The following is a 13094-nucleotide window of genomic DNA, read 5'->3' as shown; positions in this document are numbered from 1 at the left end:
CATCCACAGTGTCAGTACGGGGATAATAATTGGTTATCTTAAAAATGAAAAATATGAATTGGATTTATTGATGGCGTAGTTCTACATTAATTAGCAGTGATAAACCAGCCGAATTTATGGTCTCAGTCAGTGACCTCGGTGGCTCAGGGAGATAGACATGGCCGGCAAGACCCTCTACGACAAATTGTGGGATGCTCATCTCGTCGCTGAACGCGAGGATGGTTCTGCATTGATTTACATCGACCGCCAGATTATCCATGAGGTGACATCACCTCAGGCGTTTGAGGGGCTACGTCTGGCGGGCCGTCAACCATGGCGGACCAGTGCCAGTGTGGCAACCATTGACCATAATGTGCCGACGACACCGTTTAACAGTGCCGCTGATATTACCGATGATACGTCCCGGATTCAGGTGCAGACGCTTGAAAACAATACACGGGAGTTCGGCATTACCGAATTTGGTATCGGTGATGTGCGCCAGGGCATTGTTCACGTGATGGCCCCGGAGCAGGGGGTCGTGGTGCCGGGCATGACGGTGGTCTGCGGCGATTCCCACACCTCCACCAATGGGGCGTTGGCGTGCTTGGCTCACGGTATTGGCACCAGCGAGGTCGAGCATGTTTTGGCCACCCAAACTCTGGTAGCCAAGAAAATGAACAATATGCGCGTGTCTGTGGAAGGTGATATTGGCCCCGGCGTCACCGCGAAAGATGTGGTGCTGCATATTATCGGTGTTATCGGCACTGCAGGGGGCACCGGCTATGCGCTTGAGTTTGCCGGCAGCGCCATGCGCAGCCTGAGCATGGAAGGTCGCATGACCGTTTGCAATATGGCCATTGAAGCCGGTGCCCGCGCTGGCATGGTGGCGGTGGACGATGTCACCATCGAGTATGTTAAAGGTCGTCCGTTTGCGCCCAAGGGGGCAGATTGGGACAAGGCAGAAGCCTACTGGCGCACGCTGGTGTCCGACGCCGATGCTCAATTCGATCAACAGGTGAATATTGACGCGGCGGATATCAAACCGCAGGTGTCCTGGGGGACCAGCCCGGAAATGGTGGTTCCGGTGGATGCCAATCTTCCCGATCCGGCCGCAGAGACGGATGAAGTCAAACGGTCCGGCATGGCTCGGGCCTACGAATACATGGGCCTGACGCCGGGTATGCCTGTTACCGAGATCAAGGTTGACCGGGTCTTTATCGGCTCGTGCACTAACTCGCGCATCGAGGATTTACGTGCGGCGGCAGAGGTGGCTAAAGGCCGCCAAAAAGCCGGCAGTGTGAAACAGGTGCTGGTAGTGCCGGGTTCGGGGCTGGTCAAGCAGCAAGCCGAGAAGGAAGGGTTGGACAAGGTGTTTGTGGAGGCGGGCTTTGAATGGCGTGAGCCGGGCTGCTCCATGTGCCTAGCCATGAACCCGGATCGTCTGGAAGCTGGTGAGCATTGTGCTTCTACCTCGAACCGAAATTTCGAGGGGCGCCAGGGCAATGGCGGGCGTACGCATCTGGTTAGCCCTGCCATGGCGGCAGCCGCTGCGGTGGCGGGCCATTTTGTGGATATTCGCGAGCTCGATCAGGCATAAGGAGTAACACCATGGAAAAGTTTGTACGTCATGATGGTCTGGTGGCTCCGCTTGATCGCGCCAATGTGGATACCGATCAGATCATCCCCAAACAGTTTCTCAAGTCCATTAAACGGACCGGCTTTGGTCCTAATTTGTTTGATGAATGGCGCTATCTGGACGAAGGCTTTCCTGGGCAGAACAACGAGACCCGCCCGGTAAATAAAGACTTTGTGCTGAATCTTCCTGCCTATCGAAGCGCCAGTATTTTGCTGACGCGCCGCAACTTCGGTTGTGGCTCCAGCCGGGAGCATGCGCCTTGGGCGTTAATGGATTTTGGCTTCAAGGCGATCATAGCGCCGAGTTTTGCGGATATCTTCTACAATAACTGTTTCAAGAACGGGTTATTGCCCATTGTGTTGTCGGAGGATAACGTAGAAGCCCTGTTTCAGGCCGTTAGTGGCAAGGAAGGCTACCGGATCACCATCGATCTGGAAGGCCAGCAGGTGATTCCCGAACAGGGGCCGTCATTGCCTTTCGAGATAGATGAGTTTCGCAAGCATTGCCTACTGAATGGCCTGGACGAAATTGGCCTGACCCTGAACGAAGCGGACGCGATTCGCGGTTACGAGAAAGATCGCATGGAACGTGAGCCTTGGGTTTTTGCCGATCATTAAAACAATAACCACGGAGGTTGTATGTTGCGTTTACTTTTTCTGTCGATGGTGTCAGCCCTGTTGCTGGCCGGTTGTGCATCAACCGGCATGTACAGCGCCCCATCCGGGGCGCAGGCGGCTACATTGAGTGTGGATAACCAGTTGTCAGCGCCGACAGATCAAGGCGGACACGCAGGCTGGCAGATGCCTACCAGCAGTGACGCCAAGGCATCACTGTTCAAAGTGGATGGTGATCGAATTACGGAGCAGGGGGGCACCCCGAGTGTGCAGCTCGAAGCGGGCAAGCATTCGGTGGAGGTGTTTGCCGATCAGGGCGGCATTCTCCGTTTTGGTAAGTTCCGCCATACCTTTCTCAAAGGGGGCATTTATCAGGTTCGCATCCTTGCTGCCGAAGGTAACAAAGACTATGCCCTGGAGCTGGTGAAAGCCTCCGATCCGGATGATGTGTTGGTAAGCAAAGAATTTTAATGGCCTGTAAGGGCAGTAGTAGACAGGAAGCAGTAATGAGCAAGGTGTTGGTATTGGCCGGTGACGGTATTGGCCCGGAAATCGTCAGTGAAGCGGTGAAGGTGCTGAATGTGGCCAAGCAGAAGTTCGGCCTGGACGTGGAGCTGGATGAGGCCCTGGTCGGGGGCGCTGCGGTGGATGCGGAGAATGATCCGTTGCCGGAAAGCACTCTGGAAAAAGCCCGGGCTGCCGATGCGATTTTGTTCGGCTCCATTGGCGGCCCCAAGTGGGACGCTATCGAGCGGGATAAGCGCCCGGAGCGTGGCCTGCTGCGTTTGCGCTCGTCACTGGGGCTGTTTGCCAACCTGCGTCCAGCTATTCTGTTTCCGCAACTGGCGGATGCCTCTAGCCTAAAACCGGAAGTGGTTTCCGGGCTGGATATCCTGATCGTACGCGAACTAACCGGTGGTATTTACTTCGGTCAGCCTCGCGGCATCAAGGAAGAAAACGGCGAACGTGTCGGTTTCAATACTTATGTCTACACCGAGTCGGAAATGCGCCGTATCGCCAAAGTGGCCTTTGAGCTGGCCATGAAACGCGATAAACGCGTGCTGTCGGTGGACAAGGCCAACGTGCTGGAAGTCACCGAGCTCTGGAAAGAAGTGGTCACTGAGGAAGCAAAAGCCTACCCGGAGATCGAGTTGTCGCACATGTATGTGGACAACGCGGCCATGCAGTTGGTGCGTGCGCCGAAACAGTTTGATGTGATTGTCACCGGCAACCTGTTTGGTGACATTCTCTCCGATGAAGCCGCCATGCTCACCGGCTCCATTGGAATGTTGCCCTCCGCGTCCCTGGACGAAAACCGCAAGGGCTTGTACGAACCCTGCCACGGCTCGGCACCGGATATTGCCGGCCAGGGCATCGCCAACCCGCTGGCGACCATTATGTCGCTGGCCATGCTGATGCGTTACAGCCTTGAGCGTGGCGATGTGGCCGATGCCATTGAGGCAGCGGTGGAGAGCGTTCTTGATCAGGGGCTTCGTACAGCGGATATCTATACCGAGGGCACTCGCAAAGTGGGCACCGAAGAAATGGGCAGCGCCGTTGCCGATGCTCTGTCGAAGGTATGACAGACGCTCAGCCTCAGGCGTAACACGCGCATTTATTCACTGATAGAAAGGGCAACCCTTTCAGGAGACAGTTTCTAATGAAGAAAGTCGGTTTTGTCGGCTGGCGTGGCATGGTGGGTTCCGTATTGATGGAACGCATGACTGCCGAAAATGATTTTGCAGATATTGAACCGGTCTTTTTCTCGACCTCTCAGGTTGGACAGGCGGGCCCGGACGTGGGCAAGGATATTCCGGCCCTGGGCGATGCCAAGAATATTGATGAATTGAAGGCGCTGGACGTCATCGTGACCTGTCAGGGTGGCGATTACACCAACGAGGTGTATGCGAAGCTGCGTGAAGCAGGTTGGGATGGCTACTGGATTGATGCGGCGTCCACTCTGCGTATGAAAGACAACAGCGTCATCGTACTGGATCCGGTAAACCGTTCAGTGGTTGATTCTGCCTTGCAAAATGACACTAAAGATTTTGTCGGCGGTAACTGTACCGTGAGCCTGATGTTGATGGGTCTGGGTGGCTTGTTCAACGAAGGGTTGGTGGAGTGGGCCAGTGCGCAGACCTACCAGGCTGCGTCCGGCTCCGGTGCTCAGAACATGCGTGAGCTGATTGCCCAAATGGGCAAGATCCACGGTGATGTTTCCGACAAACTGGCGGATCCAGCCAGTGCGATTCTCGATATTGATCGCCAGGTGGCGGCGAGCATGCGTAGCGATGCCATGCCCCGTGAGCACTTTGGTTTCCCGCTGGCGGGCTCCCTGCTGCCTTGGATCGACAAGGAAATGGAGAACGGCCAGAGCAAGGAAGAATGGAAGGCGCAGGCGGAAACCAACAAGATTCTCGGCCGCAGCAACAACCCGATTGCTCTGGATGGCACCTGTGTCCGTATCGGTGCCATGCGTTGTCATGCCCAGGCTCTGACCGTAAAGCTCAACCGCGATGTGCCCATGGACGAAGTGAACGACATCATTGCCAAGTCCAATGACTGGGTCAAAGTGGTGCCGAACACCAAAGAAGACACTTTGCGTGATCTGACGCCTACAGCGGTCACCGGCACTTTGGGGGTTCCCGTGGGCCGTTTGCGAAAGCTGAATATGGGCGGCGAATTCCTGAATGCCTTTACCGTGGGTGACCAGCTGTTGTGGGGTGCGGCCGAGCCGTTGCGCCGCATGCTGCGCATTCTTCTTGAGCGCTAAGGCGACTAAACAGAGGTAAGTGATGGATCGGTCAATCAACCTGGCCATTGTCGGTGCTACCGGCTTGGTCGGTGAGGCCATCATCAAACTGCTCGCGGATCGGAAATTTCCGGTCGGCGAGCTTTTTGTTTTGGCTTCCGAAAATGGTGCAGGCAGCAAGATTTCGTTTGCTGGCAAGTCCCTGACAGTGGGCAAGGCGGACGACTTTGACTTTTCCCAGGTGGAAATTGCCTTGTTTGCGGCAGGGGCGTCTGTCAGTCAGGCGTTAGCTCCGCACGCGGCAGAGTCAGGGGCGGTGGTGGTCGACTTGTCACCGGCCTTCCGCTACGAAGCAGATATTCCGCTGGTGGTAGCGGGAGTCAACGACGAGATGCTTGCTCAGGCCCGGGAGCAGAACCTGGTGGCCTGTGCTGATGCGTCCACCGTGCAGTTGGTGCGTGCCTTGAAACCACTAACGGAGCAGGGTCCGCTACAGGATGTGGTGGTTACCCAATTTCAGGCGGCGTCCGCCACCGGCAAGGCCGGGGTAGACCAGTTGGCCCAGCAAAGTGTTCGCCTGCTGAACGGGCTAGCGCCCAGCGAGGCTGCCCAAGCTCAAATCGCTTTCAATGTTCTGCCGGTAAGTGGTCAGGTGCAGGAGAACGGGTTTACCAGTGAAGAGATGAAGTTGATTCTGGAAACCCGTCGGATCCTGGCAGATCAGCCGTTGTCTGTGCAAGCCACCGTGGTGCGGGTACCGGTGTTCTATGGTTTTGGTCAAAGTGTCACGTTGCGTAGCATTCAAGGCCTGTCTGCAGCGCAGTGTTATGCGCTGTGGGATGGCGATGAGGATATGTCCGTTCAGGAAAGTGATGATCCCCAGGCAATGTCTCCGGTAGCAATGGTGGAAGGGGAGCCGGTGATGCGACTTTCCCGGGTCCGTGAGGAGATGGAAGCAGCGGGCGGGTTGAGCTATTTCAGCGTCGCCGATAATGTCCGTTGGGGGGCGGCCCTGAACGCAGTGAAAATAGTCGAGAAGTTGCTAAAAGACTATCTGTAATGGATACTTACTGACATTATGTGACGCGGTTTCTAGGTTTTTTCTCTAGCCTGAGGCAGAATGTGTGAACAGTGTCATATAGGGCAGCTTGCCGCCTCGGGTACGTCCGCAGGGCCCGCGGGATCGGGCTGAGCGCGGGAAACATAATAAATAAAGGGTTCGACCATGCTTCGAAAACTTGGGTTTGGCTTAACAGCTGTGGCGATGATGGCGCCTGGCGTAGCGGCAGCACTAGGGGTAGGGGAATACCAACTTAATTCCTATTTGAATCAGCCTCTGGATATGGACGTCTCGTTGCATGAGGTGGGCGACTTGTCCGCTGAAGAGATCCTGGTCAATCTTGCACCCCAGTCGGAATTCGATGCTGCTGGCGTTGATCGCGGTTATTTTCTCAATCGTCTGGAATTTTCCGTCGAGCTTCAGGATGGCGATAAAGCCCAGCTGCATATCTCTACCGACCAGCCGGTACGCGAACCCTATTTGAACTTCCTGGTTGAATTCCTGTGGCCCACGGGCCGATTAATGCGTGAATATACGGTATTGCTGGACCCGCCCAGCTTTGCTGATAGTGCCGTGACCGCTGCGCCGACCATCAGTCGCGTGCCGCAGCCAGTTACCCGCAGCGAGCCAACCCCTGCCCAAGCCCCCGCAACACAGTCCCAACCTGAGGAAAGCGCTGAGCCTACCATTGCATCGCAGCCTAGCCGGAGTGAATCCGCTCCTACGGTGGCCGACAATGGCCCGCGCAACAGTTATACCGTGCGTTCCAGCGATACCATGTGGCAAATCGCGCTGAACAACCGTCCTTCCAGCAGCGTGTCGGTACAACAGATGTTGGTGGCTATTCAGCAAAGTAATCCAGATGCGTTCATCAACAATAACGTCAATCTGGTTCGCGAAGGCGCCGTGCTGCGTATTCCCAACGAGCAGGAAGTGCGCAACATTCCTACCCGCTCCGCTATTGTGGAAGTGGCTGACCAGAACCGCCAATGGCGTGACATGCTGGAGCAGCGAGGCATTGAGCCGCCCCAACGTGCACAGATTGATGGTTCGCGCCAGGTGACCGATACCGAGGGCGATGCCGATGCGCCGACTCGCGGCGAATTGAAACTGGTTGCTCCAGAATCCACCGCTGGCGTTAGTGATGGAGACAGCACCGGCTCAGCCGAACAGGGCAATGCCAATACCGCTGTGCTCGAGAATGAACTGGCGATTCGCGACGAAAGTCTGGATCGGCTGGACCGCGAAAACTCCGAACTGAAGTCTCGGTTGAGCGATCTCGAAGCGCAGAGCGCTACCAGCTCGGAACTGCTCAAGCTGCGTAACGACCAGATTACCCAATTGCAGGAACAGCTCCGCCAGCTGCGGGAGGAGCAGGGAGTGGCTGCGCCGGAAAGCGATCCGTTAATGGAAAAGCCGGTGGTTGTGGAGAGCTCCTCCACAAATGAGAACATGACGGGCGATGCAGTAACCGATGATGCTGCTGATCCGAGCAAAGACGGCAATGAACACTCCACGGAAGGCGACGTGGTGGCGCTGGAAGGATCTGATGAAGCACCATCAGGCGATACAGTTGACCCCGGTGCGATAGACGGCTCCGGAGAAGCCAGCGACGTTGCTGAAAATACACAGAGTGATGATGATGCTGGCACTGCTGAAGGCGAAGAGAGTGTTGCCAATAGCACCACCGAGCCGGTAGCGCCAGTGAGCAAACCAGAGCCAATAACCCCGGCGCAACCCCCAGTTGCCCAGGGCGGCGGGATTATTGATCTGGTCATGGCCAACCTGTTGTACCTCCTTCTGGGTGTGCTGGTTATTGTGCTGCTGATTTTTCTGCTGCTGCGTGGCAAGAAGAAAGACGATAACGAAGCGCTGGATGGCCCATTGTTCGATGCCACTGACGATCAGCAGGACGGTGAATTTGGCCTGAATCTGGCCGCAGAAGACGCACCCATCGTCGCGCCTGTCGAAGAGGACGATGGGGAGCAGCCGCCGGTACAAGGGCAGGGCGGTGGCCAGGATCCGCTGGAAGATGTGGAAGTCTATGTGGCCTATGGCCGTTATCCACAAGCAGTGGACTTCCTGCGTAATGAAATTAACAAATCGCCTGAACGGGTAGACCTGAAAGTTCGCCTGCTGGAATTGCTCAAGGAAATGAGCGATGACGCGGCGTTCCAGCAGCAGGCAACCGCCTATGCAGGCACCGGTGTCGCTGTGGATGCTGCCATCGCCCGTTTGGGGGGGCTGGCCCCGGTTGCTCTGGACGAGGAGGAGCTGTCTCTGGATGATCTGGAAATGGACTTGTCCTCGGGTCTGAATAACGTGACACCTTCTGCTCCGACCATTGAGGCCGAAGCGCCAAGCCTCGACTCAGAAACTTCCGATGAGCTGGCTGACTTTGACTTCGAACTGGACTCTGCCGAAGCGGACAACGAAGACGCCACTGTTATGCTGGATGCGGACAGTGACCTAACTTCTTCCGATACTCGCCTGGATGAAGACTTCAGCTTGGATTTTGATAATGAAGACGAGGCTCCGCAAGAGCCTGAAATGTCTGATGCGGACAAGCAGTCTCTGGCTGCCGATTCGGTTCTTGAGCTGGAAGATATCGGCAGTGCTACCCAGAGCGATGACACGCAATTCGGTGATCTGAATCTGGATGACATAGACACCGAATTCGATGATTTATCTGCGGAACCGGTTACGGATGAAGAGCTGGATTTATCACTGGACGACCTGGATCTGTCTGACGAAACCGGCAGTGCGCCTCAGCATGAAGCAGACGATACCCTAACGGATCTGGACATTGAGCTGGAGCTGAACGAAGCGGAAAAAACACTGGCCGACACCGCTGACGCGCAAGAGTCTCTTGACGATATTACCGCTCTGGATCTAGATGCGGTGGACGTGGATGCCGCGGATCCCCGCCTCGACGCAGATGAAGTGGCGGCGGCTGATGATGGTTCCTTGGAGGATCTACTGGGTGATCATGAGTTGAACCTGGATGATGAGATGCCGTCTTTAGATGCATCATCTGATAGTGAGGCGGCGGACGAGCAGGTGCCAGCTGCGGTGGATGCAGCGCCCGCACCGTCCAGTACCGATGTGCTAGCGGATGAAGATGATTTCGACTTCTTGGGTGAAACCGACGAGAATGCCACCAAGCTGGATCTGGCCAAGGCTTATATAGACATGGGCGATAATGATGGGGCCAAGGATATTCTCAGCGAAGTGATCTCTGAAGGTAACGATCAGCAACAGAGCGAAGCCAGAGAGCTCCTTGGGCAGGTAAGTTAGTCCGCTACGCCCGCTAGGAAAAAGAGGGGCGATGCCTTATGGTGTCGCCCCTTTTTTATGGTTGGCAGGTTGGGCAAAGGGCGACTGCAACGAGAGGGTGAACAATGACACGTATTGCGCTGGGTGTTGAGTACGACGGTACGGATTTCCGCGGTTGGCAGACACAACAACCGGGAGTACGTACGGTGCAGGAATGCCTGGAAGCGGCGTTATCCAAAGTGGCTAACCATCCGGTGGCTGTAGTGTGCGCCGGTCGTACCGATGCTGGGGTGCATGGCACAGGGCAGGTGCTGCATTTCGATTCCGATGCGCGCCGGGAGATGAAGAGCTGGATTATGGGAGGCAATACCAATCTGCCAAGGGATGTGACCATAAAATGGGCGACGGCGGTCAGCGATGATTTTCATGCGCGTTTTTCTGCGGTGAGCCGCCGATATCGCTACGTCATTTATAATCATGCCCGCCCCCCAGCGCTGTATCGAAATCAGGTGACCTGGAATCATCGTCCACTGAATGTGACCGCCATGCGCGAGGCGGCAGCGCATCTGGTGGGTCATCATGACTTCACTGCCTATCGAAGTGTGCATTGCCAAGCAAAGTCACCGCTCAAGACCCTGCACAGCCTTGAACTATATGAACAGGGCAAGGTATTGGTGCTTGAGGCACATGCTAACGCGTTCTTGATGCACATGGTGCGTAATATTGCTGGTGTGCTAATGAAAGTTGGGGCTGGCAAAAAGCCGCCTGAGTGGGCAAAAGACGTGCTCGAGGGGCTGGATCGCCGTAATGGCGCAGCGACGGCAGCACCCTTTGGGCTTTATCTGGTGGAAATCGAGTACCCCGAGCATTTTGCATTGCCCGAAGAGCCTCTTGGCCCTCTGTGGCTACCGGATCGCCTTGAGGCATAATAGTGTAAGTGCAGTATGCTGCCGGCCTCATGCAACACGCTAAAATCCCTGGTTTTTGTTACACTGGAGAACCCATGACCGTACCCCGGGTCAAAGTTTGCGGCATTACCCGAATCGAAGATGCTCTGGCGGCGGCAAATGCTGGTGCCGATGCCATTGGCTTGGTGTTCTACGGGCCAAGCCCCCGTGTCGTGACGGTTGCTCAAGCAGCCAATATTTGTGCCAGGCTGCCGCCGTTCATTACCACGGTGGCGCTCTTTGTGGACGCCTCCCGTGAGGAGGTCGAGCGGGTGCTGGCCACCGTGCCCGTGGATTTACTGCAGTTTCATGGCAATGAAGATCCGCAGTTTTGTGACAGTTTCAACCGGTCTTGGATCAAGGCGGTACGGATGAAGGACGACGCTGACCTTCATCACTATGCCCAGACTTATGGCAAAGCGGCGGGGTTGTTGGTCGATAGTTATGTCCCAGGTCTGCCGGGTGGAACGGGAGAAACCTTTAATTGGGGCAGGGTGCCTAAAACCTTGCCTCTGCCTGTAGTACTGGCCGGTGGACTGCACCCGGGGAATGTGGCTGCAGCTGTAACCCAGGTTCAGCCATGGGCGGTGGATGTGAGCGGTGGCGTTGAACAGAAGAACGTTCAGGGTGGCCGTAGCGGTGGCATCAAAGATGCCTCTGCCATCCGTGCCTTTATCAATAGTGTCAAAATACGAGGAGTAGCCGGTGTCTGAACGCCCTGATTTTTCTGCTTTTCCTGATGCACGTGGCCACTTTGGCCAATTTGGCGGTAGCTTTGTTTCGGAGACCCTGATGGGCGCACTGGACGAGCTGACTGCCATGTATGAGCGTCTCAAGGACGACCCGCAGTTTCGCGCGGATTTCGACTACGATCTGGCCCATTATGTGGGCCGTCCATCTCCGCTTTATCTGGCGGAACGATGGTCGAAGCAGCTCGGTGGGGCGAAGATCTGGCTCAAGCGCGAAGATCTCAATCACACCGGCGCTCACAAGGTGAATAACACCATTGGCCAAGCTCTGCTAGCCAAGCATATGGGTAAGCCCCGTGTGATTGCTGAAACCGGGGCGGGACAGCACGGTGTGGCCACGGCGACAGTGGCCGCACGTTTGGGCCTGGAATGCCAAGTGTATATGGGGGCGGAAGATGTGGAGCGTCAGAAACTCAACGTCTATCGAATGAAGCTGCTGGGGGCGGAAGTGATTCCGGTTACCTCAGGGTCTCGTACCTTGAAAGACGCCATGAATGAAGCCATGCGCGACTGGGTGACCAATGTGGACAACACTTTCTACATTATCGGCACCGTAGCAGGCCCCCACCCCTATCCGCAGTTAGTACGGGATTTTCAGTGCATCATCGGTCGTGAAGCCCGTGAGCAAAGCTTGAAACAAGCTGGTCAGCTCCCCGATGCGCTGGTGGCCTGTGTTGGCGGTGGCTCCAATGCTATCGGCCTTTTTCATCCGTTCCTGAACGATGAGGATGTGCTCATGTATGGTGTAGAAGCGGCGGGGGACGGTATTGAAACCGGCCGCCATGCTGCGCCGCTGAACGCGGGTCGCCCGGGTGTTTTGCACGGCAATCGTACTTACCTGATGGAAGACGATAACGGCCAGATTATGGAAACGCATTCTGTGTCCGCCGGCCTGGATTACCCCGGTGTCGGTCCCGAGCATTCCTGGCTCAAGGATGTTGGCCGGGTGAAGTATGTCGTCGCTGACGATCAGGAAGCCCTGTCGGCCTTCCGTGAATTGACCCAGGTGGAAGGCATCATGCCGGCTCTTGAGTCCGCTCACGCTCTGGCCTATGCCCGGAAGTTGGCGCCTACCATGTCCCCGGACCAGAATATCGTGGTGAATCTATCTGGTCGGGGGGACAAGGATATTCTGACCGTCGCCGCTATTGATGGGATCGAATTCTAATTCAACTTCTGACGGTTGATTTATAGAGGTCGTGCTGTCGATAGCATGGGATGGCACAGGCCCGGGAAGGTCCTGCGGGGCTTTCCACTACCTGTTTTAAGGAGCAGAAATGCGTCGTATTGAAAGTTGCTTCCAGCGCTTGGACGGAGAGAACCGTAAAGCGCTGATTCCTTTTGTAACGGCGGGTGATCCGGTTAAGGATGTAACCGTGCCGTTGATGCACGCCATGGTGGATGCCGGCGCCGATATTATTGAGCTGGGGGTGCCGTTTTCCGATCCCATGGCCGATGGGCCGGTCATCCAGTTGGCCTGTGAGCGGGCTTTGCAGCACAACACCTCCACCCGTGATGTACTGGCTATGGTGAAGGCATTCCGTGAAACCAACACGCAGACCCCTGTGGTGCTGATGGGGTATTTGAACCCGGTTGAAGTAATGGGCTATGCGCCTTTTGCTAAGGCCGCAGAAGATGCCGGGGTGGATGGGGTGCTGTTGGTGGATTTACCGCCAGAAGAGGCCTTGGAAGTAAAACCGATCATGGATGCCCATGGCTTGGATATGATCTTCCTGGTGGCACCGACTACCTCCGATTCTCGCATCAAACTGATTGGAGAAGCCGGTTCTGGCTACCTGTATTACGTCTCTTTGAAGGGTGTCACAGGCTCTGCAACCTTGAATGTGGACGAAGTGGCCAGTCGCGTTGAAACAATTCGCAACCTTGCCCAATTGCCCATTGGTGTGGGCTTTGGTATCAAAGACGCTGAATCTGCGCAGGCGGTGAGCCGGGTAGCCGATGGTGTGGTCGTTGGCAGTGCCCTAGTGAACCAAATTGCTGAAAACAAGAATGCCCCAGACGCGATTAATGGCGCGGTTAGCGGTATTCTCAGCGCCATGCGTAACGCCATGGATCAATAA

Annotated in this window: 11 protein-coding genes; all 11 read left to right on the top strand. The window is 55.9% G+C overall.

Annotated features, from left to right (window positions below; all coding sequences use genetic code 11):
- Window positions 1-157 precede the first annotated feature (157 nt).
- The 11 genes from leuC to trpA all read left to right on the top strand — a co-directional run bounded on the left by leuC (window position 158) and on the right by trpA (window position 13094).
- On the top strand, window positions 158-1576 hold the full coding sequence (gene leuC / locus ABNH10_RS08820; RefSeq protein WP_349385594.1) for a 3-isopropylmalate dehydratase large subunit: 1419 nt from the start codon (window positions 158-160) through the stop codon (window positions 1574-1576).
- An 11-nt stretch (window positions 1577-1587) separates the two neighbouring features.
- Window positions 1588-2232 (top strand): 3-isopropylmalate dehydratase small subunit, encoded by a 645-nt coding sequence (gene leuD, locus ABNH10_RS08815; RefSeq protein WP_349385593.1) that lies wholly within the window; start codon window positions 1588-1590, stop codon window positions 2230-2232.
- Window positions 2233-2253: 21 nt separating this feature from the next.
- Complete coding sequence (locus ABNH10_RS08810; protein ID WP_349385592.1) at window positions 2254-2700, top strand: hypothetical protein; 447 nt, start codon at window positions 2254-2256, stop codon at window positions 2698-2700.
- Window positions 2701-2735: 35 nt separating this feature from the next.
- Window positions 2736-3812, top strand: coding sequence for a 3-isopropylmalate dehydrogenase (gene leuB / locus ABNH10_RS08805; protein ID WP_349385591.1), 1077 nt, complete (start codon window positions 2736-2738; stop codon window positions 3810-3812).
- A gap of 77 nt (window positions 3813-3889) precedes the next feature.
- Window positions 3890-5002, top strand: a complete 1113-nt coding sequence (gene asd / locus ABNH10_RS08800) for an aspartate-semialdehyde dehydrogenase (protein ID WP_349385590.1) — start codon at window positions 3890-3892, stop codon at window positions 5000-5002.
- 22 nt (window positions 5003-5024) lie between these two features.
- Window positions 5025-6041, top strand: a complete 1017-nt coding sequence (locus ABNH10_RS08795) for an aspartate-semialdehyde dehydrogenase (protein ID WP_349385589.1) — start codon at window positions 5025-5027, stop codon at window positions 6039-6041.
- A 165-nt stretch (window positions 6042-6206) separates the two neighbouring features.
- Window positions 6207-9338, top strand: a complete 3132-nt coding sequence (locus ABNH10_RS08790; RefSeq protein WP_349385588.1) for a FimV/HubP family polar landmark protein — start codon at window positions 6207-6209, stop codon at window positions 9336-9338.
- Between the two features lie 104 nt (window positions 9339-9442).
- A complete protein-coding gene (gene truA / locus ABNH10_RS08785; protein ID WP_349385587.1) occupies window positions 9443-10246 on the top strand; it encodes a tRNA pseudouridine(38-40) synthase TruA in 804 nt (267 codons plus the stop codon).
- Between the two features lie 74 nt (window positions 10247-10320).
- Window positions 10321-10977, top strand: a complete 657-nt coding sequence (locus tag ABNH10_RS08780; RefSeq protein ID WP_349385586.1) for a phosphoribosylanthranilate isomerase — start codon at window positions 10321-10323, stop codon at window positions 10975-10977.
- On the top strand, window positions 10970-12181 hold the full coding sequence (gene trpB, locus ABNH10_RS08775; RefSeq protein WP_349385585.1) for a tryptophan synthase subunit beta: 1212 nt from the start codon (window positions 10970-10972) through the stop codon (window positions 12179-12181). Before ABNH10_RS08780 ends, trpB begins: the two co-directional genes overlap by 8 nt.
- A 109-nt stretch (window positions 12182-12290) precedes the next feature.
- The gene (gene trpA / locus ABNH10_RS08770; protein ID WP_349385584.1) at window positions 12291-13094 is read left to right on the top strand and encodes a tryptophan synthase subunit alpha; all 804 of its coding nucleotides are present in this window, start codon (window positions 12291-12293) and stop codon (window positions 13092-13094) included.

The organism is Alcanivorax sp. (assembly GCF_040119285.1).
Taxonomy (GTDB): Bacteria; Pseudomonadota; Gammaproteobacteria; order Pseudomonadales; family Alcanivoracaceae; genus Alcanivorax.
Note: the sequence above shows the minus strand (reverse complement) of the source record. Positions and strands in the feature narration are given on the sequence as shown.

Bases quoted from the DNA above. Each gene is read 5' to 3' on its own strand.
- leuC (WP_349385594.1), top strand. From the start codon at position 158: ATGGCCGGCAAGACCCTCTACGACAAATTGTGGGATGCTCATCTCGTC.
- leuD (WP_349385593.1), top strand. From the start codon at position 1,588: ATGGAAAAGTTTGTACGTCATGATGGTCTGGTGGCTCCGCTTGATCGC.
- ABNH10_RS08810 (WP_349385592.1), top strand. From the start codon at position 2,254: ATGTTGCGTTTACTTTTTCTGTCGATGGTGTCAGCCCTGTTGCTGGCC.
- leuB (WP_349385591.1), top strand. From the start codon at position 2,736: ATGAGCAAGGTGTTGGTATTGGCCGGTGACGGTATTGGCCCGGAAATC.
- asd (WP_349385590.1), top strand. From the start codon at position 3,890: ATGAAGAAAGTCGGTTTTGTCGGCTGGCGTGGCATGGTGGGTTCCGTA.
- ABNH10_RS08795 (WP_349385589.1), top strand. From the start codon at position 5,025: ATGGATCGGTCAATCAACCTGGCCATTGTCGGTGCTACCGGCTTGGTC.
- ABNH10_RS08790 (WP_349385588.1), top strand. From the start codon at position 6,207: ATGCTTCGAAAACTTGGGTTTGGCTTAACAGCTGTGGCGATGATGGCG.
- truA (WP_349385587.1), top strand. From the start codon at position 9,443: ATGACACGTATTGCGCTGGGTGTTGAGTACGACGGTACGGATTTCCGC.
- ABNH10_RS08780 (WP_349385586.1), top strand. From the start codon at position 10,321: ATGACCGTACCCCGGGTCAAAGTTTGCGGCATTACCCGAATCGAAGAT.
- trpA (WP_349385584.1), top strand. From the start codon at position 12,291: ATGCGTCGTATTGAAAGTTGCTTCCAGCGCTTGGACGGAGAGAACCGT.